The organism is Methylovirgula sp. 4M-Z18 (assembly GCF_037890675.1).
In the GTDB taxonomy this organism is placed as follows: domain Bacteria; phylum Pseudomonadota; class Alphaproteobacteria; order Rhizobiales; family Beijerinckiaceae; genus 4M-Z18.
Map to the genome: position 1 here is coordinate 1,739,509 of NZ_CP149574.1, position 24,642 is coordinate 1,764,150.

The window sequence follows — 24,642 nt, forward strand, 5'->3', positions numbered from 1 at the left end:
ATGGGAGCTTGAAATCGTCATGATGGGCAAGAAGACGCCGCAGAATGCGCCGGGCCAGATCGCGTCCACGCCAAAGCACGTGGGCATCATCATGGATGGCAACGGACGCTGGGCAAAGGCGAAGGGCTGGCCACGTTTCGAGGGTCATCGGCGCGGCGTCGAAGCGGTGCGCCGCACGGTGAAGGCTGCGATCGAGCTTGATATTTCCTATCTGACGATCTACAGCTTTTCATCGGAGAACTGGTCGCGTCCGGCGCAGGAAGTCGCTGAGCTGCTGGGACTTCTCAAGCGCTTCATCCGCAATGATCTTGCCGATCTGCATGCCAATAACGTGCGGGTACGCATCATCGGCGAAGCGGAGAGTTTGTCGAGCGACATTCGCCTGTTGCTGAAGGAGGCGGAAGAATTGACCCGGCAGAATACGGGTCTCACCCTGATCGTCGCATTCAATTATGGCAGCCGGCAGGAGATTGCCGCTGCCGCGCGTCGCATCGCGGAGCTCGTTGCCGCCGGCAAACTTGAACCCGCTGCGATCACGCCCGAATTGGTCGCGCAATATCTGGATACCGCAGGCATTCCCGATCCCGATCTGATCATTCGCACTTCGGGCGAAAAGCGCCTGTCCAATTTCCTGATGTGGCAAGCCGCCTATTCGGAATTCGTTTTTCTCGATTTGCATTGGCCGGATTTTGATCGTGGTGCGCTGGAAGACGCGTTGCGTGAATATGCTGCGCGCGACAGGCGTTTTGGCGGGGTGACGGAGTCGAGGGTGTCGCCGGATGAAGGCACCCCACAAGCAAAGTCCGCATTATGAGCGACTCGCAGCCGCTGCCGGCGGCAACAAAGCGATATTCTTTCACCGATCTCGGTCCACGGGTTGTCTCGGGCCTTGTCCTTATTGCTTTGGCGCTCGGCACGGCTTGGCGCGGGGGCAGGATCTTTCTCTATTTCTGGCTGGTCGCCGCCGTCCTTATTCTTTGGGAATGGCTCACGGTGATTGGCGCGCGCCAGCGAGTCTTGCAATTCGTCGTGGGTCTCATCGGTCTGTTGCTTGCCGCGCATTTCGCTTTGCGTCGCATGCCGGATTTCCTCTTTCTGTCGGTCCTGTTTGCGGCGGGCACCATGGCGAGCCTGGCTGAACCGAGACGCCGCTTGTGGGCCCCGCTCGGGCTTGTTTATGCGACGCTCGCCTTCCTGCCGGCATGGGTGCTGCGCAATTCGGTCTTGTTTGGACCAGCGACGATTTATTGGCTGTTCGCCGTGGTCTGGGGCACCGACATCATGGCCTATTTCGGCGGCCGTCTGATCGGCGGTGCCAAATTGTGGCCGCAGGTCTCGCCCTCCAAGACCTGGGCAGGCTTTCTCACCGGAATATCTTGCGGCACCTTGTTCGGATTGGCTTTGCTGGCCGCATTGACTGACGCGCCCTCGCCGATCCATTTTCTGCAGACGATCGGCCTCGGCCTATTGACTGGTGTCGTGGCGCAAGGCGGCGATCTGGTGGAATCATCCATCAAGCGCTATTTCGGCGTTAAGGACGCCAGCCGGCTCATTCCGGGCCATGGTGGCGTGATGGATCGGCTGGACGGCTTCATTGCGGCGGCCTTGTTGGCGGTTATCGTCGGCAGTCTGCGCGCCGGCGTCGCGGCGCCGGGCATCGGCCTGTTCAGATAGGCAGGATGAAATGATGCGCCCGATATCACAACTGAATGTCGTCTCGCCGATCCCGGAGACGAAGCCGAAATCGCTGGTGATTTTGGGCGCCACCGGCTCGGTCGGACGCTCGACGGCCGATGTGATCGCCGCCGCACCGGAACGTTTCGCCATCGACGCCTTGGTCGGAGGGCGGGATGCACAGGCGCTCGCGAAGCTTGCCCGCAAGATTGGTGCGAAAGCCGCCGTCATTGCCGACCCCTCCGCTTACTCGGATTTGAAAGCTGCTTTGGCCGGAACCGGCATTGCGGCGTCGGCCGGGGCCGCCGCGGTGAACGAGGCGGCGACACGCGCGTGCGATCTGGTGGTGGCCGCGATCTCCGGCACCGCGGGTGTGGTGCCCACCCATGCCGCGCTTGCTGCGGGCCGCAATGTCGCGCTCGCCAATAAGGAAAGTCTGGTTTGCGCGGGCACCGCAGTGTTGCGCGCGGCTGCTGCATCGGGCGCCCACGTGTTGCCGATGGACAGCGAACATAATGCGATCTTTCAGGCTTTAGGCAGTGGCGTATCCGCCGGCCGGCCTGGGCTCGGGGCAACGCGGCTTGCCCAGCACGGCCTCGCGCGCGACATCGCGAAGGTGACGATCACCGCTTCGGGCGGCCCGTTTCGCACCTGGGGCGCGAACCGAATCGGAGCGGCGACGCCCGAGGAAGCGCTTGCCCACCCCAATTATGCGATGGGACCGAAGATCACCGTCGACTCGGCCTCGCTCATGAACAAGGGCCTGGAACTGATCGAAGCGCATGTTCTGTTCGGTATTCCGGCCGACCAACTCGACGTGCTCGTGCACCCGCAGCAGATCTTCCACGGGCTCGTGTCGTTCACGGACGGATCGGTGGTGGCCGGTTTGGCGCATCCGGATATGCGCGTCCCGATCGCCCATTGCCTTGCCTGGCCCGAGCGCATGCCGGCGCCGGTCAAGCATCTCAATCTCGCCACGGTCGGTCAGATGACCTTTGAAGCGCCCGATCTCACGCGGTTCCCGGCGCTCGGCCTGGCGATTGCCGCCATGCGGGCCGGCGAGGGGCATCCGACCGCGCTCAACGCGGCCAATGAAGTTGCTGTCGCGGCGTTCCTGCGGCGCGAGATCGGTTTTAGCGACATTCCGGTTCTCGTCGAGAACGCGTTGAATGCCTGCGCGCGACAGGGTGTTCTGCACGATCCGGAGACAATTGCTGACGCTTTGGCGCTGGATCGCATCGCGCGCGAACGGGCCCAGGCGCTGCTGGCGACGCGCCATTGATTGGCCATTTTGGCGCCATAGGTGAAGCTAAGGACCGGACTCTCGGCATGACAGCCGGCAGACCGTCCGGGAGAATTTGATGCCGATATTGAGCGGATTGGTCCAGGTTCTGATCGAGATCGTCGAATATCTCGCCGTCTTGATCACGATCATCTTCGTGCACGAATTCGGCCATTTCATTGTCGGGCGCTGGTGTGGCGTGAAGGTCGACGCCTTTTCGATCGGCTTCGGGCCCGAGCTGTTCGGCTTTTATGACCGCAAGGGCACACGCTGGCGCGCGGCGCTCATCCCCTTCGGCGGATATGTGAAGTTTTTCGGCGATCCCAATGCCGCGAGCACCCAGGATCCCAACGCGCTCGCCGGGCTGACGCCGGCCGAGCGGGCTGTCTCGCTGGGTGGGCAGAGCCTTGCCAAACGCGCCGCCATCGTCGCGGCCGGCCCTATTTTTAATTTTCTCCTGGCTTTCGTGATCTTCGCTGGCCTGCTTTACGTGAACGGCCGGTACGTGATGACGCCGCGTGTCGGCGAAGTCATCGCCAACAGTGCAGCCGCTCAGGCCGGCCTGCAGTCGGGCGATATTGTCAAGTCGATCGACGGCGAGAAAGTCGAGACCTTCTCGGACATGGTGCAGATCGTTTCCTTGTCGAGCGGCGTTCCACTTAAATTCGTGGTCGAGCGGGCAGGGGCGCCGGTCACTCTCACCGTGACCCCGCGCACCGAGGAGGTGGACAGCCCGGTGGGCAAGCAGCACGCCGGTCGGATCGGTGTCAAGGCGTCGCAAGACGAGGCCGACATGCATCATGTCGAGTACAATATCGTGCAGGCGATGGGGGGTGGGGCGAGCGACACGGTCGGAGTCGTCACCGGAAGCGTGGCCGGCATTCGCGCCATGATTTCCGGCCGTGTGGGGACCGACCAGATCTCCGGTCCGGTCGAGATCGCGACAGCCACCGGCAATATTGCGCGCAACTTCGGCTTTGGCGGCCTGCTGGCGCTGATCGCCATCCTGTCGTCGTCCGTGGGCTTCGCCAATTTGCTGCCGATCCCGATTCTTGATGGTGGCCACCTTATGTTCTTTGGGCTTGAGGCCATCAAGCGGGCGCCTCTCAGCCAGCGCTTTCAAGAACGGGGAACGATGGTCGGAGCTCTTATCATCGCATGCCTCATTTTCTTCGTGATTTTCAACAGCCTTCATCGATATGTCATGAAGTAACATGAGGTTAACTATAAAGCGTAACGTGATCGCAACAGGTCGCGGAAAAGGAACCGAGCGCCTGGATTTCGGGTTTGCATGCAGTAGCAAACCCTGTAGAAGCTTAGGCTGAAAAAGAAGTGTGCTGGGTGAGGGCTGGGTGCTTTCCATTCAGTTGTATTGACGTTTCCGGGCGGGCAGACCGCTTGAGAATCGAAACGGGGACCGTTTTTTATGATGTTCACGCGTGGTCTTCTGCATCGGGTTTTGCTGGCAGCGTTTTTGCTCGTAAGCCTGTCCTTCACCGTTCCGGCGGCGCAAGCCCAGACAAGCGACCAGATTGTTGTTGAGGGGAATCACCGCGTCGATGCGGACACGATTCGCTCTTATTTCACCGGATCGCCGCAGCAGGGCGCGAACGATCTGCGTTCAACCGGCCTGTTCAAATCGGTGAATGTGCGCAGCGCTGGCGGCCGAATTTACGTATCGGTTGTGGAAAATACGATCATCAACCGCGTGGCTTTCGAGGGGAACAGCAAGCTCAAGGGCGACCAGCTGATCGATCAGATTCAGACTAAGGCGCATACCGCCTATAATCAGGCGACGGTCGACGCCGACATCGCGAAGATCCAGGAGATCTATAAGCGCAACGGTCGCGGCGAGGCCAAAGTGACGGCCCGCACGGTCGATCTGCCCAATGGCAAGCTCGATGTCGTCTTCACCATCAACGAAGGCGAGAAGACCGGCATCCGCGAAATTCACTTCGCGGGCAATCACGTCTATTCGGAAGGCAAGCTGATCGGTCTCATGCAATCGACCGAGATGAACTGGCTGTCCTGGTTCAAAACCAGCGACGTTTATGATCCGGACCGCATCGCCTCGGACGAGGAAATCATCCGCCGCTATTATCTGCGCAACGGCTTTGCCGACTTCCGCGTCGTCAGCACGGACGCGCATTACGACGAAGCCAAGGCTGGCTACATCATCACCATCACGGTGGATGAAGGGCCGCGCTACACGATCAGCTCCGTGAATGTCGACTCGCATATTGCGGGCGTCGACGGCGGATCGTTGCTGCGGCAGTCGGAGATCAAGGCGGGCGAAACCTATGACGGTCCCGCCGTCGAGCAGTCGGTCGAATCGATCACCCGCGAGGTGGGGCGTCGTGGCTATGCGTTCTCGCAAGTGCGTCCGCGCGGCGAGCGGAACGCTGCGGACAATTCGATTGCGGTGAACTTCGTGGTCGATGACGGCCCGCGTGTCTATGTCGAGCGGATCAACATTCACGGCAACACCCGTACGCGCGACTACGTGATTCGCCGCGAATTCGATATTGGCGAAGGCGATGCCTACAACCGCGTCATGGTTGATCGCGCCGAGCGCCGCCTTAACAACCTCGGCTTCTTCAAGAAGGTGAAGATCACGACGTTGCCGGGTTCGTCGCCCGACAAGGTGATCATTGACGTCGAGGTGGAAGATCAGCCCACGGGATCGTTCGCCGTGTCCGGCGGTTATTCGACCACCGACGGTGCGATCGGCGAAGTGTCGCTGACCGAAAGCAACTTCCTTGGCCGCGGCCAGTTCGTGCGCATCGCCGCATCGCTCGGCCAATATTCGCGCGGTGTCGACTTCTCGTTCACCGAGCCGTATTTCATGGATCGCCGCCTCGCGGCGGGCTTCGACCTGTTCTACAAGTTGACGGACAACACCCAGTATTCGCTTTACGAAACCTGGGTGGAGGGCGGCACGGTTCGCCTCGGCATTCCGCTGACGGACGAGTTCAGCGTTACGCCGCACTATTCGCTTTATGAGACCCGCATCAAGATCCCGAATTCGACCAGCCAGCCGTATAACGACTGTACCTTCCCAATCGCCGGCTACACCAACGGCAGCTGCTTGGACAACGGCGAAGCATCGCTTGCGATCAAGGAAGCGCAGGGCGGTTGGCTGACCTCGATGGCCGGTTATACGCTGACCTACAGCACGCTCGACAACAACAAGAACCCGACGAAGGGCTTGCGTGTCGACTTCACGCAGGACGTCGCTGGCCTTGGCGGCGATGCGAAATGGGTGCGTGAGACCGGTGATATCCATTATTATCATCCGCTGCTCCCGGGCACGTTCGACGATGTCGTCGGCTTCGCCCGCCTGCAGGGTGGTAACATCAAGGCCTTCGGCGGCAATCAGCTGCGCGTCGTCGACAACTTCAACCTTGGTCCGTCGCTGGTGCGCGGCTTCGCGCCGAACGGTATCGGTCCGCGCGACATTTCGGATCCGAATAACATCGATACGAACAGCCTCGGCGGTACGACCTATTATGGCGGTACGCTCGAAGTGCAGTTCCCGCTGGGCTTGCCCAAGGAACTCGGCATGAAGTTCGCGCTCTTCGCCGACGCTGGTACGCTGATCGATTACGAGGGCAAGACCAACTTCAACCAGTTCTTGGGTCTGCGCGCCTCGGCGCCCTGTCAGTCGATCGATACGATCCCGGGACAAGAAAGCCAGGGTAGCTGTATCAAGGTGTGGGACGATCATAAGATCCGCTCGTCGGTGGGTACGAGCTTGATCTGGGCTTCGCCGCTGGGGCCGATCCGCTTCGACTTCGCGGTGCCGGTCACCAAAGGCAAGTACGATCAGACCCAGTTCTTCCGCTTCTCGGGCGGCACCAGCTTCTAATCGAGACGCGATATGACAGGCCCGGGAGAACCCAAAGTTCTTCCGGGCCTTTCATTTGGCTCGCAGGTGTGATGCCGGTGGTGTTGCCGCCGATTTTTATTTGACGCCCCTTATGTTTGCCGTCATGAGAAGCGCATGCGATTTCTCCTTCCCTCTACGATCGGGCCGCGTCTGCTATGAACGATCCGGTCTTTTTCCGTCTCGCAGGTCATCCGACTGTGGCAGATATTGCCGGCTGGACCGGTGCCGCTTTGGCGGCCGGTGATCCGTCGGCGGCCATCGAGAGTGTTGCGCCGCTCGAGCGTGCGCGGCAGGGGTCTTTGACCTTCCTGCACAATCCGAAATATGTCGGTGACCTCGCGCAAACGCAGGCGAGCGCCTGCCTGCTGGAGGAAAAATTCGCCCATCTCTTGCCGCCGCAAACGGCAGCGCTGGTGACGCCGGACCCGCACCGCGCCTTTGCGACCGCGGCGGGCAAGCTGTTTCCCGAAGCGCTGAAACCCGGCTCGATCTTCGGCGGCCATGGCTTGTCGCCCGGCGCCTCGGTGCACCCGGAGGCACGGCTGGAACCGGGCGTGACCGTCGATCCCGGCGCGGTCATCGGGCCACGCGTCGAAATTGGCGCCGGATCGTTCATCGGCGCCAATGCGGTGATTGGCGCGGATGTCCGCATCGGTCGCGATTGTTCGATCGGCCCGAATGCCAGCGTCGTGCATGCGCTCATCGGCAACCGCGTGATCGTGCATAGCGGCGCGCGCATCGGCCAGGATGGTTTCGGCTTCGCCATGGGACCGCGCGGCCATCAGAAATTGCCGCAGCTCGGTAGGGTCGTCATTCAGGACGATGTCGAGATCGGTGCGAATACGACGATCGACCGCGGGACCAATCGCGACACGGTGATCGGCGAGGGCACGAAAATCGATAACCTCGTGCAGATCGCCCATAACGTGACGGTTGGCCGTCACTGCGTGATTGTCTCGCAGGTCGGCATCTCCGGCTCGACGACGCTGCAGGATTTCGTGGTAATCGCGGGGCAGGCCGGGCTTACGGGTCATCTCACCATTGGCATGGGAGCGCAGATCGGCGCTCAGGCCGGCGTCATGAAGGACGTGCCCGCCGGTGCCAAAATGGGTGGGAGCCCAGCGACGACCTCGCGCGAATGGCTGCGCGAGGTGACGACTTTGCGAAAACTCGCAGCGAACGCTAATACGAAATCACAAACAGGCGACTGAGGCCGGTCAGGCTTGGAGGCTGGCCGGGAAAGAGACGCAATCTGAGGGTATGAACGTGGGCGATACGACAAAGACCATCGAAGCGATCGATATTATTAAGCTGCTAAGCTATTTGCCGCATCGCTACCCTTTTCTGCTGGTTGACCGGATCATCGAGCCGAGAGGCGATGAATTTTGCATCGGCATCAAGAACATCACCTTCAATGAGCCGCAATTTCAGGGCCATTTTCCGGGGCATCCGGTCATGCCGGGCGTGCTTTTGATCGAAGGCATGGCGCAGACCGCGGGCGCTCTTTGCGTCCATGCGCAGACCGCCGGCGCTGCGCCCAAGATGGTCTATTTCATGACGATCGACAAAGCGAAATTCCGCAAGCCGGTTGTACCGGGCGATGTGGTCGAATATCACATGACCAAGATCAACCAGCGCCGCAATATGTGGTGGTATCGGGGCGAGGGCAAGGTGAACGGCCAGCTCGTCTGCGAGGCCGAAATCAGCGCGATGTTGGTGATCAACTAATCCGGAGATCGCATAGGAATGCCGCAGATTCATCCGACAGCGGTCGTTGAAGACGGCGCGCGCCTCGGCGATGGCGTGACAATCGGCCCTTTTTGTCACATCGGCCCGCAGGTCGAACTCGGCGCTGGTTCCGAGGTGAAGTCGCATGTGGTGATCGCCGGTAACACGACGATCGGCGCCCGCGCCAGCATCTTTCCCTTCGCTTCGATCGGCCATCAGCCGCAGGATCTCAAATACCGGGGCGAAGCCTCTAGCCTGACGATCGGCGACAATTGCATCATTCGCGAAGGCGTCACCATGAATCCCGGGACCGAGGGCGGCGGCGGCCGCACGGTCATCGGACATTCCTGCGCTTTTCTCGCCAATTCCCATGTCGGACATGACTGCCAGATCGGCAACAATGTCGTCATCGTCAACAACGTGATGCTGGCGGGACACGTGACCATCGGCGATTTCGCCGTGCTCGGCGGCGGCAGCGCGGTCATCCAATTCGCGCGGGTAGGGCAGCATGCCATGGTCGGCGGCCTGACCGGGGTCGAGAACGACCTCATTCCCTATGGTCTCGCCAAGGGCAATCGCGCATATCTCGCGGGGCTCAATCTGGTTGGCCTGAAGCGGCGGAACTTTTCCCGCGAGACGATCCAGGATATGCGCCGCGCCTACACCATGATCTTTGGATCGGAAGGCACGCTGGCCGAACGCGTTGCGGCAACGGCTGTCGAATTTCCCGACCAGCCACAGGTGCATGAGATTCTCGATTTCATTCGCGCCGGCGGCAACAAGGCGATTTGCGCGCCGCTCAACGCGGACGAGCAGGTTTGAGCGGGGCCGGCCAGCCTGTTGCGATCATTTGCGGCAACGGCCGCTTTCCGCAAGCCGTGGCTGAGGCCGCGCAACGAGCTGGGCGCGAGGTCTTCCTGATTGGCCTGAAAGGGGCGGCCGAAGAGGCGATTTCCGCCTTTCCGCATATGTGGGTTCGCGTCGGCGAACTCGGCAAAGTCTTCCGCAGCCTGAAGGACCGGGGCATTGTGGAACTTGCCTTCATCGGGGGCCTGGTGCGGCCGGACCTGAGCGATCTGCGTCCCGATTTCGGCGCGCTCGCGCGATTGCCGGACATTGCCCGCCTGCTGCTCGGCGGTGACGATCACGCCCTGAGCGGCCTCATCAAATTGTTCGAGAGCGAGGGGCACCGGGTCGTCGGCGTGCACGAGCTTGCGCCCGAGCTTTTGGTCGCGTCCGGGCGGATTACAAGGACGGCCGCATCCGCCGAGGCTTTGGCCGATCTTGATTTTGGCGCGCAGTGTCTGCGGGCGCTGTCGCCCTTCGACGTGGGGCAAGGCCTCATCGTTGCCAAGCAGCGCATCGTCGCCATCGAGGCGGCAGAGGGCACCGATCTCATGCTGCGCCGCATTGCCGAGCTCAAACGCATCGGCCGGCTGCGCGCCAAAGGCACTTCGGGCGTTCTGATCAAAATGCCGAAGGCGGGACAGGATTTGCGTGTCGATCTGCCGGCGGTGGGGCCTGAGACGATTGCCGCCTGCATCGAGGCACAGTTGAGCGGCCTCTTCCTCGCCGCGGGTCAGGTGTTGATGCTCGATCGCGCCGGGCTCGCCGCACAGGCCGATGCCGCCGGCCTCTTTGTCCACGGCTTCGAGGCGACGGCGTGAGCGGGGTGGGCCGGCATATTTTCCTGATCGCCGGCGAGCATTCCGGTGACCAACTCGGCTATCGTTTGATGCGCTCCTTGCGTGCCGCCGAACCTGGCATACGTTTGTCCGGCATCGGCGGCGAGGCGATGGCGGGTGAGGGGCTAACGAGCCTGTTTCCCTTGGCCGACATTGCCGTCATGGGCTTTCTGCCGGTCATCAAGCGCTTGCCGACGCTGCTCAAGCGCATCCGCATGGCGGCGGATGCCGTGGTGGCGGCGCAGCCCGACGCGCTGGTGATCATTGACAGCCCGGACTTCACCCATCGCGTTGCACGCAAAGTGCGCCGGCGCCTGCCCAATCTGCCCGTCATTGATTACGTCTGCCCCAGCGTCTGGGCTTGGCGTTCGGGCCGTGCCAGCAAGATGCGTGCCTATATCGACCATGTCCTGGCAATCCTGCCCTTCGAACCGGCGGCACTCCAGCGCCTCAACGGACCGCCTGGGACCTATGTCGGCCATCCGCTGATCGAGCGCCTTGACGTGCTGCAGCCCGATCCGGACGATGCCGCGCGCCGCTTGGCGGAGCCGCCCCTACTCATCGTGCTGCCGGGGTCGCGGCGCTCGGAGATCCATCGGCTCATGCCGGTGTTCCGCGATACGCTGGCGCTGGTGCGCCGGCGCCACGGCGATTTGGACGTGATTCTGCCGACCGTTGCCGACCGGCAGGCGGAGATCGAGGCCGCGTTGCAGGACTGGCCGGTGAAGCCGCGGGTCGTGCCGGAGGAGGCCGCCAAATATGCCGCCTTCCGCCAGGCCCGTGCGGCGCTCGCGAAATCCGGCACGGTCACGCTCGAACTCGCTTTGGCCGGTGTACCGAGCGTGGTCGGCTATCAAGTGTCGAAGCTCGAGGAAGCGATCGCCCGGCGCATGATCGAAGTGCCGACGATTCTGCTGCCCAACCTGATTCTGGGCAACAATGTCTATCCCGAGTTCATCCAGGCCGATTGCGCGCCGGGGCCGCTGGCCGAGGCGTTATTTCCATTGCTCACCCAGTCGCCCGCACGCGAGGCGCAAGTGTCGGGGCTCAAAAAGCTCGCGCACCTCATGCAACTGCCCGGCGGCGAGAGCCCGAGTGCCGCTGCAGCGCGGGTGGTTTTGCAGGTGATGGATAAAGCGCGGTAGATATTTTGAGAAAACGTCTCCATTGTACTGATTTATAGGAAGAATTACGATCTTATTCGCCCCTATCTAAGGAAGCGGTCGACGCTGTGTGAAAACGCATTTTAGCTATATATATCAAGTTTATATATTGATTTTCTAAAGTTTCTGTCTCGTGCGGTAATGGTGCCCCCCCCGCCGCGGGCTCAAACCCCTCATATTTTTCACCGGTTCTGCGCATGGAGGAAACCAGGTAAATCGGCCAGCGTCCCGCAACCCATCTGCATCATTGTCCCGCGCAGTTCCGCCTTGAGAACGTCGATGAGATGGGACGGGCCGGCGGTGCCGATGGCGGCGCTCGCGAAGATGAACGGCCGACCGAGCAGGATGTAATCGGCGCCGAGTGCGATCATGCGGGCAATGTCGAGGCCCGATCGCACGCCGCCATCGACCATGACGAGCGCTTCTCTGCCGACGCGCTCGCGCACCTTGGGCAGCATGGCGATCGCTGACGGAGCGGCGTCGAGCTGACGGCCGCCGTGGTTTGAGACGACGATGCCGTCGGCGCCGAGGGCCAGATAGGCTGCTGCCTCGTCGGGATCGAGAACGCCTTTCACGACGATCTTGCCATGCCATTGGTCGCGGATGCGCTTGAAGCGCTCCGCCGTGATGTGACCTGAGAAGATGCGGCCCAAGAATTCACCGAATTCTGCGAGCGAAAGATCTTTGGGTGCGTAGGGTTCGATATTTTCGAAATGCGGCACACCGTGTCGCGCGAGCCGCAGGAGCCACGTCGGGCGAAGGGCCGCGTCTGTCACGGTGCGCACGCCGAAATCCGGCGGCACGCTCAGCCCGTTGCGAATGTCATGATCGCGCCGCGTGGGACCGGGAATGTCGACAGTCACGACCAAAACCTGATAGCCCGCTCGTTTCGCCCGCCCGATCATGTCGGCTTCCATCTCCGGATCGTTCGGCGGGTAGAGCTGGAACCAGCCGTTGGGCCCGGCATGGGGCTTGATCGTCTCGAGACTCGTCGTGGCGTGGGTCGAGAGCACATGCACGATATTGCCCGCACGGGCAGCTTTCGCGATCTCGATTTCGCATCCGGGGACCATGAGCCCGCCGAGGCCGACCGGTGCGACACCGAACGGGGCGCTGAGCGTCTCGCCAAAAAGGGTCGTGCGGATGTCGGGTTCGGGGGCGGCGCTCAGATAGCGCGGCATGAACTGAATTTTCTGCAGATCCTCGGTGTTGCGGCGGACGTTTTCGTCCAATCCGATGCCGCCGACGAGATAGTCCCATGCGAAGCGCGGAATGTGCCAGCGAGCCGGGCGCTTCATATGCGGAATCGAGGGAAATCGCTTTTGGATTCGCGCCGGCACGGTTGGATGGCTTTCGTCTTGGGAGGGCATTTCTATTCCTGGTTCAAAATGACAGTAAGCCGGACGGCGCATGTGGGTCGCGATTGTCAGGTATAATTAGCCGCCAGGCTGGTCGAAGCACAATGCCACTGCCAGGAGATCGCAAGCACTCCTGCTCAATCATGCCAGTGCCGGAAAGAGGTCTGCCTTGCCGCGAGATACCGGCCCAAGAGCGCGCACCTTCATCCCGACCGCTATTGAGATATTCCGCGCAAACCACTATGTGCAGGGCGATCTCGATTAACCTTTGAGGATGTGGAATGGCCGCGAATAGCCGTGTGACGATTGGTCAAGGACCGGGAGCGGTCACATTCGGCAACGATCTGCCGCTGTCGCTGATTGCCGGGCCTTGCGCGCTGGAGAGCCGCGCGCACGCGCTCGAGATGGCCGCCGCACTCAAGGAGATGACGGCGAAGGCCGGCATTGGGCTTGTCTATAAATCCTCTTTCGACAAGGCGAACCGGACTTCGGCTGCGGGCAGGCGTGGCCTGGGGCTGGCGGAATCGTTGAAAGTCTTTGCCGAGGTTAAAGAGCGGTTCGGTTTGCCGGTGATCACCGACATTCACGAGCGCGAGCAATGCGCGCCGGTCGCCGAAGTGGCCGACCTGTTGCAGATCCCTGCCTTTCTGTGCCGCCAGACCGATCTTCTGCTGGCTGCCGCCGCGACCGGCAAGCCGATCAATGTGAAGAAGGGCCAGTTCCTCGCGCCTTGGGATATGAAAAATGTGGTCTCCAAGATCACCGGCGCCGGCAATGGCAACGTGCTTGTCACCGAACGTGGGGCGAGCTTCGGCTACAATACGTTGGTGACGGATTTTCGTGGCCTTCCGATCATGGCGCGGGAGATTGGTGCGCCGCTCGTGTTCGATGCGACCCATTCAGTGCAGCAGCCGGGCGGGCAGGGCACGTCATCGGGGGGGCAGCGCGAATTCGTGCCGGTCCTAGCGCGAGCCGCCGTCGCGGTCGGTGTTGCCGGTGTCTTCATCGAGACTCACGACAATCCCGATCAGGCCTTTTCCGACGGGCCCAACATGGTGCCGCTGAACGAAATGCCGGCGCTCATCGCCGATCTCATGGCCTTCGATCGCTTGGCCAAGAAGATGGCGTAGCAGCGCGCGCTTAGAATTGTCATGACCGTCGAGCCGGAGCGAATATCCGATCGGATTCATGCGCTTGACACACACGTGAATTATGACACGTAGTTCATGAGGATGTCACGAAGGTTTCGTATCGAAGAGCGCATGAAAAACGCAGCATTTTCTTACGCTGGGCAAGTCGACTCGCCCGTCAAACGGCACATGATCCGGGCCATTGAAATTGCCACTGGCCAGCCGGAGTTGAAGCGGCTTTACCTGGAAAATCAACGCTCTCCGAAGCCGGACGAAAGCTTTTGGGCCGCGGCCGTGCGGCAGTTGAAGCTCGACGTGCGTTTCGACTCGAGTGCGCTTGAAAAGGCGCCCAAGACCGGCCCGCTCGTCGTTGTCGCGAACCATCCTTATGGTGTGCTCGACGGCCTCGTCATCGCGTGGCTCGTGGAAAAGGTGCGCAAAGACTTTCTCATCCTGACCAATGCGGTGCTGATGCAGGCGCCGGAGGTCCGCAGCTATGTGCTGCCCGTCGATTTTTCCGGCGCGCCTGGCGCGATGGAAACCAATTTGAACTCGCGCAACCAGGCGCGCGAGCATCTGGAGAAGGGCGGTTGCGTCATCGTCTTTCCGGCCGGCGGCGTCTCGACCGCGCCGGACAAATGGGGCCGCCAGCCTGCGACCGACGCGCCGTGGGGGACGTTCACGGCGCAGCTGATCCAGCGCTCGAAGGCTGACGTTCTGCCACTGTGCTTTGCCGGGCAGAACAGCCGGTTGTTCCAGATCGCCAGCCATATCAGTATGACCCTCCGCCTGTCGCTGATTTTCCACGAGGTGAAAAAGCGCATCGGCACCTGCTTGCCGGTGGCCGTGGGCGACGTCATCCCCTTCGCCGACATCGCGACGATCAAGGACCGGCAGGCGCTCATGTGCGAGCTGCGTCAGCGAACTTACGCGCTCGCCGTTTATTTCTACGATCTCGCGCCCGATTTCGGCGTTCGCTGGTCGCCGGCCTGAAACGTCGGCGCGAACCCGCGCCTGTAAACGGGCAAATCGTCATTGAAACATCGATAGGCGGGGTCCATACCCCGTGACTGCGGCAACGCGGCGCTTGCCCTCGCGCACCCACAAATCCCATACGATTCGCGAACGGAATGAACGCATTGATGCGTGCCATTCGTCTGCCTTCTCCGTTCTGATTAAGTCTTCGTTCACCTTCTTGCCGCATGGTTCGCGCATGGTCATTCGTCGTCGTATCCGCGCGATTTTAATTCCTCTGGCTCTGTATTGCATTGCTGGGGCGCTCGTTGGCTATTTCGTCTGGCACGCGCGCTACGGCCAGCGTGGCGAGGAAGCGAAGACGGCCTATAAGGCGCGGATCGCCGAAAAGACGGCCGAACTGAATGCGTTGCAGAATGAGCATAAGAACTGGCAGCAGCGGATCGACCTGATGCAATCGGATTCCGTCGATAAGGATTTGCTGGAGGAAGAAGCCTCCATCCTCCTCGATCGCGTCGACCGCCGCGATCTGGTCGTGTTTTTGAAGTCGCCAGCCAAGAATTGAAAGCGCCCGCGTGCGGCAAAGAGACGTGGCGGTGGGTGGGGCGCGCTCAGGCGCATCATGAAGTCTGTTGGCATGCCATCAATTTGCATTTCGTGACGAATAGGTGCGCGCGGCGGGGGGCGGTCGTAAGTTCTCATCTCAACCATGCTACCCTCCTGGGGGTAAGTGTCGCTATGCCGCGCTGCAGCACGAATTTTTGTGCATAACCGAAATTCAGTTAATCGAAAATAATATATACATAACAATAGATTATCTGCGGCATTTGGCCTCGCATCCCCCCTCGACACTGGGCTTTCTGTTAAGCTATGGTCCCCCATCGCAAAGGGAGCACGGCCGTCAGAGCCGTGGGTTGATAGGAGTTCCCATGGCTGCCGCCACTACTTCCGCCCGGTCCAAATCAGGGGGCAAATCCAGCCCCGCAATTTCCAACATCGCCGATTTTACCAAGGAGCAGGAGCTGCACGCTTATAGCGAAATGCTGCTGATCCGCCGCTTCGAGGAGAAGGCCGGCCAAATGTACGGCATGGGTCTCATCGGCGGCTTCTGCCATCTCTATATCGGCCAGGAAGCCGTTGTGGTCGGCATGCAGATGGCGACCAAACCCGGTGACGCGGTCATCACCTCTTACCGCGATCACGGCCATATGATCGCCTGCGGCATGGATCCGAAGGGGGTCATGGCCGAGCTGACCGGGCGCCGCGGCGGCTTGTCGAAAGGCAAGGGCGGCTCGATGCACATGTTCTCGAAAGAGAAGAATTTTTACGGCGGCCACGGCATCGTCGGCGCGCAAGTCTCGCTCGGCACGGGCCTCGGCTTCGCCCATCATTATCGCGGCAATGGCAATGTCTCGCTCACCTATTACGGGGACGGCGCCGCGAACCAGGGCCAGGTCTATGAGAGCTACAACATGGCGGAGCTGTGGAAGCTCCCGGTCGTCTTCATCATCGAAAACAACCGCTACGCCATGGGCACGTCGGTCACACGCTCTTCGGCGCAAACCGATTTTTCAAAGCGCGGTGTTGCGTTCAACATTCCGGGCGAGCAGGTCGACGGCATGGATGTTCGCGCGGTGAAAGCCGCAGCCGAGCGTGCCATTCAATGGTGCCGCGACGGCAAGGGCCCATACATCCTCGAAATGCAGACCTATCGCTACCGTGGTCACTCCATGTCCGACCCGGCGAAATACCGCTCCAAGGAGGAAGTGCAGAAGATGCGCGAGGAGCATGATCCGATCGAGCAAGTCCGCGCGCGCCTGCTGCGCGAGGGCACGTCGGAGGACGAATTGAAGGCGATCGACGCCAAGGCCCGCGCCATTGTCGCGGAAGCCGCCGAATTTGCGAGCCATGATCTTGAGCCTGATCCGTCCGAGCTTTGGACGGATGTGCTGAAATAATCGGGCGAGGGGGATTTCAATCATGGCTACCAATATTCTGATGCCCGCGCTGTCTCCCACCATGGAGCAGGGCAAACTGGCAAAATGGCTCAAAAAGGTCGGCGACCAGATCAAATCCGGCGACGTGCTCGCCGAGATCGAGACCGACAAGGCGACGATGGAAGTCGAGGCGGTGGACGAGGGGACGCTCGCGGCCATTCTCATTCCCGACGGCACCGAAAATGTCGCCGTCAACACGCCCATTGCCGTGATCGCGGCGGACGGTGAGGATGCCAGTGCCGCTGCGGCCCCCGCGCCGGCGGCTGCCCCCGCACCTGCGGTCGCCGAAGCTCCGGCGCCGGCGGCTCCTGCGGTGCAGACCGCGCCGGCCAAGCCGCAAGCGGCGGTCGAGCCTGATTATCCCGAAGGCACGAAACTCGTCACCATGACGGTGCGCGAAGCCTTGCGCGACGCCATGGCCGAGGAAATGCGCCGCGACCCCGACGTTTTCGTCATGGGCGAAGAGGTCGCCGAATATCAGGGCGCTTATAAGGTCACCCAAGGGCTGCTGCAGGAATTCGGGGCCAGGCGCGTTATCGATACGCCGATCACCGAACATGGTTTTGCCGGCGTCGCGGTCGGCGCGGCCATGACCGGGTTGAAGCCGGTGGTCGAATTCATGACGTTCAACTTCGCCATGCAGGCGATCGACCATATCATCAATTCGGCGGCCAAGACGCTGTACATGTCGGGTGGCCAGATGGGCTGTCCGATCGTGTTCCGCGGCCCGAACGGCGCGGCCTCGCGCGTTGCGGCGCAGCACAGCCAAGATTACGCCGCCTGGTATTCCAACGTGCCGGGCTTGAAAGTGGTCGCGCCCTATACGGCCGCCGATTTCAAGGGCCTGCTCAAGAGCGCGATCCGCGATCCTAATCCGGTCGTCTTCCTCGAAAACGAAATGATCTACGGCCAAAGCTTCGAAGTGCCGCAGCTCGAGGATTTCACCATTCCGATCGGCAAGGCGAAAATCGCCCGCGCCGGCACCGACGTGACCATCGTGTCCTGGGCGATCGGCATGAGCTACGCGCTGAAAGCCGCCGCTGAACTGGAGAAGGAAGGCATTTCGGCGGAAGTGATCGACCTGCGCACCATCCGTCCAATGGACACAGATGCGATCGTCGCCTCGGTCGTGAAGACCGGCCGCTGCGTGACGGTGGAAGAGGGCTGGGCGCAGTCGGGCGTTGGTGCCGAAGTGGTGGCTCGGATCATGGAGCACGCCTTCGATTATCTCGACGCGCCGGTCATCCGCGTCTCGGGCAAGGACGTGCCGATGCCCTATGCGGCCAATCTCGAAAAACTGGCTCTGCCGAATGTCGGCGAAGTCGTCGCTGCGGCCAAGGCCGTTTGCTATCGCTAAGGGGGAGCCGGACTTATGCCCATTCAAATCCTGATGCCAGCACTCTCTCCCACGATGGAGAAGGGCAATCTTGCCAAGTGGCTGAAGAACGAAGGCGACACGATCAAATCCGGCGACGTGATCGCCGAGATTGAGACCGACAAGGCGACGATGGAAGTCGAGGCGGTCGACGAGGGCGTGCTCGCCAAAATCGTCGTGCCGGCCGGCACGGCGGATGTGCCGGTCAACCAGCTCATCGGCCTGATTGCGGCCGATGGCGAGGACGCGAAGGTCGTCGCTGCGGGCAACGGTGCCGCCACGCCCGCTCCGGCAGCGGCCCCCGCTGCTGCGCCAGCCGCTGCAAGTGCTGCGCCCGCCGCAGCGCCGGCTCCGGCCGCGGCGGCGCCCGCCGTATCGGGCCAGCGCATTTTCGCTTCGCCTCTCGCCAAGCGAGTTGCGAAGGAGGCTGGGCTCGATCTCGCCAAGATCAACGGCTCGGGGCCGCACGGCCGGATCATCGAAAAGGACGTGAAAGCGGCGATTGCCGGTGGTGGTGCGGTTGCTGCCGCGCCTGCGCCCGCTGCGGCCCCGGCTGCCGCTGCTCCCGCGCCAGCGGCTGCTGCGCCGGCACCGGCCGGCCCCTCTGACGAAATGACCAAGAAGCTGTTCGCTCCGGGTTCGTTCGAGGAAGTGCCACACGATGGCATGCGCAAGACGATTGCGCGCCGTCTGACCGAGGCAAAGCAGACCATCCCGCATTTCTATCTGACGATCGATTGCGAGTTGGATGCGCTCTTGAAGCTGCGTGAGCAGGTCAATTCGTCCGCCCCGCAAAAGGACGGCAAACCGACCTTCAAGGTATCGGTAAATGATTTTGTTATCAAAGCCTTGGCTCTGGCTCTTCATAAGGTACCTGAGGCCAATGTGTCGTGGACGGACAGCGCAATGCTCAAGCACAAGCATTCCGACGTCGGCGTCGCTGTCTCGATCCCCGGCGGCCTGATCACGCCGATCGTCCGGGCGGCGGAGACGAAGACCTTGTCCACCATCTCCAACGAGATGAAGGACTTCGCGGCGCGCGCCAAGACCCGCAAGTTGAAGCCGGACGAATATCAGGGCGGCACAACGGCCGTCTCGAACCTCGGCATGTTCGGCGTTAAGAACTTCCAGGCTATCGTCAATCCGCCGCATGCGACCATCCTCGCGGTCGGCGCTGGCGAGAAGCGCGTCATCGTCAAGAACGGCGAGCCGGCGGTTGCAACGCTCATGAGCGTCACGCTCTCGACCGATCACCGCGCGGTCGACGGCGCGCTCGGGGCCGAGCTGATGCAGGCGTTCAAGGAATTCATCGAACATCCGATGAGCATGCTGGTGTAACGCGCGGCTTTGCTTCGCACGAAAACGATGCTGGCGCTCCGATGACCTTGAAAGGGCGCCAGCCAATCTTCAAATCTTGTCGTTCAAGGCGCATCGCGAGGACTGATTTGACAGCCGCTTTGGCCCGAGCCCGCTGCGACTTTTAGGAGAATGAGAATGGCCTATGATGTTCTGGTGATCGGCGGTGGTCCGGGCGGTTATGTGACCGCGATCCGTTCGGCGCAGCTTGGCTTGAAGACCGCCTTGGTCGAACGCGAGCATTTGGGCGGCATTTGCCTCAACTGGGGATGTATCCCGACGAAAGCGCTGCTGCGCTCGGCCGAGATTTTTCATTATGCCCAGCATGCTAAGGATTATGGCCTGAAGCTGGAAGGCAAGATCACTTTTGATCCGGCCGATGTGGTCAAGCGCTCGCGTGGCGTCTCCGGCCAGCTCAACGCCGGCGTTGGCTTCCTGCTGAAGAAGAACAAGGTGGACGTGATCTGGGGCGAGGCCACGATCGACGCGCCCGGCAAGGTCACCGTCGCCGCCTCCAAAAAACCGGCGATGCAGCCGCAGAACCCGGTGCCGAAGGGCACGCTGGGTGCGGGTACCTACGAGGCAAAGAACATCATCATCGCCACGGGCGCGCGGCCGCGCGTGCTGCCGGGGCTTGAGCCGGACGGCAAGCTGATCTGGACCTATTTTGAAGCAATGGTTCCGCCGGCCTTCCCTAAGTCCTTGATCGTGATGGGGTCGGGCGCGATCGGCATCGAATTTGCGAGCTTCTATCGGACGATGGGGGCGGAGGTGACGGTGGTCGAGGTGCTGCCGCAGGTTCTTCCGGTGGAAGATGCGGAGATCGCTGCTATCGCACGGAAAAAGTTCGAGAAATTGGGCTTGAAGATCCTGACCTCGACGAAAGTCACGAAGGTCGAGAAGGGCGCTGACAATGTCACCTGCACGCTCGAGGACGACAAGGGCAACAAGCAGACTCTGACAGCCGACCGGTTGATTTCGGCCGTCGGCGTCGTCGGCAATGTCGAAAATCTCGGCCTTGAGAAGCTTGGCGTGAAGACGGATCGCGGCTGCATCGTCACCGACGGCCTCGGCAAGACCAATGTGCCGGGCATCTATGCGATTGGCGACGTCGCCGGTCCGCCGATGCTGGCGCACAAGGCCGAGCATGAAGGGGTGATCTGCGTCGAGGGCATCAAGGGCCTGCATGTCCACGCGATGGACAAGAACATGATCCCGGGCTGTACCTATTGCCACCCGCAAGTGGCTTCGGTCGGTCTCACCGAAGCGAAGGCCAAGGCCGTTGGGTACGAGGTCAAGGTCGGCCGATTCCCCTTCATCGGCAACGGCAAGGCGATTGCGCTCGGCGAGCCCGACGGACTGGTCAAGACCGTGTTCGACGCCAAGACCGGCAAATTGCTGGGCGCCCACATGGTCGGGGCGGAAGTCACCGAGCTGATCCAGGGCTATGTGGTCGCGATGAACCTGGAGACGACCGAGGAAGAGCTGATGCACACAGTCTTCCCACATCCGACGCTGTCGGAAATGATGCACGAAAGCGTCCTCGACGCCTACGGCAAGGTTATTCATACTTAAAGATGAGGGTTCCACCGCGCGGCGTCAGACGCCGACGCGGATCTATGATGGTAAAATAGCGGCGCGGGGTTGGGGGCAACAGAAGGTGCCGTGGCCGATCCCGCGATCCACCGGTTGGGGGAGGCCGCTATGAATGAGCCCCTTGGTCTGCTTGGCACACCACATATCAATTTTCTGACCCTGGTCGTCATTGGCGGGCTGGTGGGTTGGATTTCCGGCATCTTTCTGAGCGTGCGGCATTGGGCCGTCACCAACATGCTGATCGGCGTGATCGGGTCGTGGGCAGGATCGGAGCTTGCAGTTTTTCTCGGCTTTGTGATCTATGGCTCGTTCAACCATCTGTTCGCCGCGCTGGCCGGGGCGATCGTCGTGCTCTACATCTGGCAGATGCTTTATCAGCGGCTGTAAGGCCTGTCTCACATGGCGCCGCGAGCCTGCCGACGGGTCAAGTTGATGCGCACGATCCTCCCGTATCGGACTCAGTCGCAAATGATGCGCGAAAGCGTCCTCTTGTCGACGATCGTTGCAACTGCGTGTAGGCGGGCAACTCCTTGACTTATGGCGGATATTTCGGCTTGGCGCAATGTTTCCGTTGGCGCTGGCAGGATTGGCAATTGTGCTCTACCTTTGACAGATGTTGCTTGCCGAAGGCGGATAGTGTTCAAGCTGCGGCAAGGCGCACATTGCAGAGGTTCCATGGCTGTCGTTCTCGATCTTCTTAAATCCGATCCGCGCAAGAAAGCGCTCGGCGAAGCGCGCCATCCGGAAAAGGCCCATCGGCCGGACCAGCCGGTGCTGCGCAAGCCCGAGTGGATCAGGGTGAAGGCGCCGGGTTCGCCCAAATGGGCCGAAACCCATAAGATCGTGAAAGAGCATGGCCTCGTTACCGTGTGCGAAGAGGCGGGTTGCCCGAATATCGGCGAGTGCTGGGAAAAGAAGCACGCGACCTTCATGATCATGGGCGACACCTGCACGCGCGCCTGCTCGTTCTGCAATGTGAAGACGGGCTTGCCCGGTGCGCTCGACGCGCACGAGCCGCAATATGTGGCGGAAGCTGTCGCCAAGCTCGGCCTTTCGCACGTGGTGATCACCTCGGTCGACCGCGACGATCTTGCTGACGGCGGCGCGGAGCATTTTGCGCAGACCATTCATGCGATCCGCGCGGCATCGCCGAAGACGACGATCGAGATCCTCACCCCCGACTTCCTGCGCAAGGATGGGGCGCTCGAGATCGTGGTTGCGGCCAAGCCCGACGTGTTCAATCACAATCTCGAAACCGTGCCGTCGAACTATCTCACGGTCCGACCCGGCGCGCGCTACTTCCATTCCATTCGCCTGTTGCAGCGGGTGAAGGAACTCGATCCGACCATTTTCACCAAATCCGGCATCATGGTCGGCCTTGGCGAGAAGCGGAACGAGGTGTTGCAACTGATGGACGATCTGCGCTCCGCCGACGTTGATTTCCTCACGATCGGCCAATATCTGCAGCCGACGAAGAAACATCACGCGGTTCTGGAATTCGTCACGCCCGAGCAATTCAAGGCCTATGAGACGGTTGCTTATGTGAAGGGCTTCCTGCTCGTCTCGGCGACGCCCCTGACCCGCTCATCGCACCATGCGGGCGAGGATTTCGCTCGGCTGCAGGCGGCTCGGCGCGCCAAATCCGGCGCATGAGCGATCTTGCAGCTACGCTGCGAGTCTTGGAACCCTATCCGGGGATCTTTACGTATTACGATGGCCGTATTGACGGTAAACGCCTTCATTCGGAGGGTCCTAACTGGCTGGATGACGGCGCTTTCTCGCTCGGCACCGCATCCTATGCGATCGTGGACGGCGCCGAAGCGCTCGTCTACGACACGCATATGTCGCTTGACCATGCGCGTGCGATTCGTGCGCATCTCACCGGGCGGGGTGTCACGCAGATCCGCGTCGTTCTTTCCCATTGGCACAATGATCACGTGGCTGGAAATGCCGTCTTCGCCGATTGCGAGATCATCGCTTTGCGGCTGACCGCCGATTTGCTGCAGTCCCATCGGGACGAACTCGCGACGCAGCCGCCGGCGATCTCACCGCTCGTTATGCCGAATCGACTGTTTGAGCATGAATTGCATCTCACGGTTGGTCAGCGGCAGGTCGAGTTGCATCATTTCCAGATTCACTCGGCCGACGGTAACGTCATGTGGCTTCCCGATCAGCACATTCTGCTCGCCGGCGATACGGTGGAAGATACGGTCACCTATATTTGCGAGCCGGAAGAAGCCGGGCGGCATTTAAGGGAACTCGATCGCCTCGGGCACTGGCCGATCGATCGAATTTTACCCAACCACGGTGATCTGGACCGGATTGCTGCAGGCGGCTATGATCAGAGCTTGATTGGGGCGACCAAGGCCTATCTTCGCCGGCTTCTTGATGTGCGGGGGACCGGGGAGGAGTTGCTATCTTTGCGCGAATTCGTGGCGCCGGAATTGGCTTCGGGCGCGATCATATATTTTGCGCCTTACGAAGTTGTCCATGCGCAAAATATGTCGTTACTTCGCGCTGCAACCCTTAAGGAGTAGGGCGATGCGAGTGTTTGCCGACATCGACCTGTGGCATTTTTGTCTCATCGACTGAATACAACTGTCGCGAAGTTGCGATCTGATCAATAAAACTTTGGAAATCTACGCTGGCTTGCTAGCTTTCCCAAAAGAATGGTGAGTCCATGAAAAAATATCTTCTGGTGGTGGCATTGTGTGTCGGTTCCTATTCGTCAGCTTGGAGTGCCGACCTGCCGGTTAGCACTCCGGCTCCGGCTCCTGCCCCCGCGCCTTCGACGTTGAGCTCATACTCCTTCATAGATGAGTTGCGGATGGGTGCGCTTGTCCATGACGCGGCGAGCCGGGAGAGCGGTGGCGCGCCCGATTTGAATGCGGAAGTGCTTTTCGTCAAGCCGTGGGGAACCAATGATCAGTGGTGGCTGCCGCGTCCCATGATCGGCACCACGATCAATTTTGAAGGCCGCACCAGCACAGCGTTTGCAGCGGCGGCTTGGCAATATTACGTGACGCAGAAGATCTTCGTCGAGGGCACGTTCGGCGGCAGTGTCAACAACGGCAAAGTCGATGGCGGGGACCACCATAATGCGGTCGGCTCGCACGTGCTGTTTCGCGAATCCGCTGCGCTCGGCTATGATTTGACCGATCATTGGCGCGTTCTTGCGACCGTCGAGCACGATTCGAACGCTGGCCTCGCGAAAAAGAACCGTGGATTGACCAATTACGGCGTCCAGATCGGCTATCGGTTCTAGAGCTTAAGCTCGTTCCCTTATCGTCAAAACGCGTTGACGCGCCGGATTGCGTGGGCAAGTCTTCCCGATGGAGGATTTGTCTTGCGGCTTCCGGCGCGCGTTTTCATTACCCGCATTTTAGGCGGCATTGGCCGGGTGCCGGCGGTCGGTGAATTGTAAAAGCCGGCGG

At 61.1% G+C, this 24,642-nt stretch carries 22 protein-coding genes; 21 read left to right on the forward strand and 1 reads right to left on the reverse strand.

Annotated features, from left to right (window positions below; genetic code table 11):
- Window positions 1–19 precede the first annotated feature (19 nt).
- The 10 genes from V9T28_RS08000 (at window position 20) to lpxB (ending at window position 11,403) form a co-directional block, all read left to right on the forward strand.
- A complete protein-coding gene (locus V9T28_RS08000; RefSeq protein ID WP_116398481.1) occupies window positions 20–814 on the forward strand; it encodes an isoprenyl transferase in 795 nt (264 codons plus the stop codon).
- Window positions 811–1,674, forward strand: a complete 864-nt coding sequence (locus V9T28_RS08005; protein ID WP_116398482.1) for a phosphatidate cytidylyltransferase — start codon at window positions 811–813, stop codon at window positions 1,672–1,674. The genes V9T28_RS08000 and V9T28_RS08005 overlap by 4 nt, the downstream gene beginning before the upstream one ends.
- A 13-nt stretch (window positions 1,675–1,687) precedes the next feature.
- The gene (gene dxr, locus V9T28_RS08010) at window positions 1,688–2,956 is read left to right on the forward strand and encodes a 1-deoxy-D-xylulose-5-phosphate reductoisomerase (RefSeq protein ID WP_116399754.1); all 1,269 of its coding nucleotides are present in this window, start codon (window positions 1,688–1,690) and stop codon (window positions 2,954–2,956) included.
- Window positions 2,957–3,035: 79 nt separating this feature from the next.
- On the forward strand, window positions 3,036–4,169 hold the full coding sequence (locus tag V9T28_RS08015) for a M50 family metallopeptidase (RefSeq protein ID WP_116398483.1): 1,134 nt from the start codon (window positions 3,036–3,038) through the stop codon (window positions 4,167–4,169).
- Between the two features lie 213 nt (window positions 4,170–4,382).
- Entirely contained in the window at window positions 4,383–6,824 is a 2,442-nt protein-coding gene (bamA, locus tag V9T28_RS08020; RefSeq protein WP_116398484.1) for an outer membrane protein assembly factor BamA, read from the forward strand.
- A gap of 176 nt (window positions 6,825–7,000) precedes the next feature.
- Window positions 7,001–8,056, forward strand: coding sequence for a UDP-3-O-(3-hydroxymyristoyl)glucosamine N-acyltransferase (gene lpxD, locus V9T28_RS08025; protein WP_116398485.1), 1,056 nt, complete (start codon window positions 7,001–7,003; stop codon window positions 8,054–8,056).
- A 55-nt stretch (window positions 8,057–8,111) separates the two neighbouring features.
- Entirely contained in the window at window positions 8,112–8,573 is a 462-nt protein-coding gene (fabZ, locus tag V9T28_RS08030; protein ID WP_245423814.1) for a 3-hydroxyacyl-ACP dehydratase FabZ, read from the forward strand.
- Window positions 8,574–8,591: 18 nt separating this feature from the next.
- Entirely contained in the window at window positions 8,592–9,395 is an 804-nt protein-coding gene (gene lpxA, locus V9T28_RS08035; protein ID WP_116398487.1) for an acyl-ACP--UDP-N-acetylglucosamine O-acyltransferase, read from the forward strand.
- Window positions 9,392–10,240, forward strand: coding sequence for an LpxI family protein (locus V9T28_RS08040; protein WP_116398488.1), 849 nt, complete (start codon window positions 9,392–9,394; stop codon window positions 10,238–10,240). The genes lpxA and V9T28_RS08040 overlap by 4 nt, the downstream gene beginning before the upstream one ends.
- Complete coding sequence (gene lpxB, locus V9T28_RS08045; protein ID WP_116398489.1) at window positions 10,237–11,403, forward strand: lipid-A-disaccharide synthase; 1,167 nt, start codon at window positions 10,237–10,239, stop codon at window positions 11,401–11,403. Before V9T28_RS08040 ends, lpxB begins: the two co-directional genes overlap by 4 nt.
- A 200-nt stretch (window positions 11,404–11,603) precedes the next feature.
- Here the strand turns inward: lpxB and V9T28_RS08050 are convergent, their stop codons facing one another.
- Window positions 11,604–12,719: an alpha-hydroxy acid oxidase gene (locus tag V9T28_RS08050; protein ID WP_158554661.1), complete on the reverse strand. Its 1,116-nt coding sequence runs from the start codon at window positions 12,717–12,719 to the stop codon at window positions 11,604–11,606.
- Window positions 12,720–13,060: 341 nt separating this feature from the next.
- Between V9T28_RS08050 and kdsA the strand changes: the two genes are divergently transcribed.
- The 11 genes from kdsA (at window position 13,061) to V9T28_RS08105 (ending at window position 24,473) form a co-directional block, all read left to right on the forward strand.
- Complete coding sequence (kdsA, locus tag V9T28_RS08055; protein ID WP_116398491.1) at window positions 13,061–13,909, forward strand: 3-deoxy-8-phosphooctulonate synthase; 849 nt, start codon at window positions 13,061–13,063, stop codon at window positions 13,907–13,909.
- Between the two features lie 132 nt (window positions 13,910–14,041).
- A complete protein-coding gene (locus V9T28_RS08060; RefSeq protein WP_158554662.1) occupies window positions 14,042–14,902 on the forward strand; it encodes a lysophospholipid acyltransferase family protein in 861 nt (286 codons plus the stop codon).
- A 220-nt stretch (window positions 14,903–15,122) separates the two neighbouring features.
- A complete protein-coding gene (locus V9T28_RS08065; protein ID WP_116399755.1) occupies window positions 15,123–15,449 on the forward strand; it encodes an FtsB family cell division protein in 327 nt (108 codons plus the stop codon).
- Between the two features lie 364 nt (window positions 15,450–15,813).
- Complete coding sequence (gene pdhA, locus V9T28_RS08070; RefSeq protein ID WP_116398493.1) at window positions 15,814–16,842, forward strand: pyruvate dehydrogenase (acetyl-transferring) E1 component subunit alpha; 1,029 nt, start codon at window positions 15,814–15,816, stop codon at window positions 16,840–16,842.
- Between the two features lie 22 nt (window positions 16,843–16,864).
- On the forward strand, window positions 16,865–18,238 hold the full coding sequence (locus tag V9T28_RS08075) for a pyruvate dehydrogenase complex E1 component subunit beta (RefSeq protein ID WP_116398494.1): 1,374 nt from the start codon (window positions 16,865–16,867) through the stop codon (window positions 18,236–18,238).
- Window positions 18,239–18,253: 15 nt separating this feature from the next.
- On the forward strand, window positions 18,254–19,594 hold the full coding sequence (locus V9T28_RS08080) for a pyruvate dehydrogenase complex dihydrolipoamide acetyltransferase (RefSeq protein WP_116398495.1): 1,341 nt from the start codon (window positions 18,254–18,256) through the stop codon (window positions 19,592–19,594).
- Window positions 19,595–19,744: 150 nt separating this feature from the next.
- On the forward strand, window positions 19,745–21,187 hold the full coding sequence (gene lpdA, locus V9T28_RS08085; protein ID WP_116398496.1) for a dihydrolipoyl dehydrogenase: 1,443 nt from the start codon (window positions 19,745–19,747) through the stop codon (window positions 21,185–21,187).
- Window positions 21,188–21,316: 129 nt separating this feature from the next.
- On the forward strand, window positions 21,317–21,595 hold the full coding sequence (locus V9T28_RS08090) for a GlsB/YeaQ/YmgE family stress response membrane protein (protein ID WP_116398497.1): 279 nt from the start codon (window positions 21,317–21,319) through the stop codon (window positions 21,593–21,595).
- A 288-nt stretch (window positions 21,596–21,883) separates the two neighbouring features.
- On the forward strand, window positions 21,884–22,861 hold the full coding sequence (gene lipA / locus V9T28_RS08095; RefSeq protein WP_116398498.1) for a lipoyl synthase: 978 nt from the start codon (window positions 21,884–21,886) through the stop codon (window positions 22,859–22,861).
- Window positions 22,858–23,745 (forward strand): MBL fold metallo-hydrolase, encoded by an 888-nt coding sequence (locus V9T28_RS08100; protein WP_116398499.1) that lies wholly within the window; start codon window positions 22,858–22,860, stop codon window positions 23,743–23,745. The genes lipA and V9T28_RS08100 overlap by 4 nt, the downstream gene beginning before the upstream one ends.
- Window positions 23,746–24,035: 290 nt before the next feature.
- Window positions 24,036–24,473 carry an acyloxyacyl hydrolase gene (locus tag V9T28_RS08105; protein ID WP_158554663.1) on the forward strand — a complete coding sequence of 146 codons (438 nt, stop codon included), beginning with the start codon at window positions 24,036–24,038 and terminating at the stop codon, window positions 24,471–24,473.
- Window positions 24,474–24,642 lie beyond the last annotated feature (169 nt).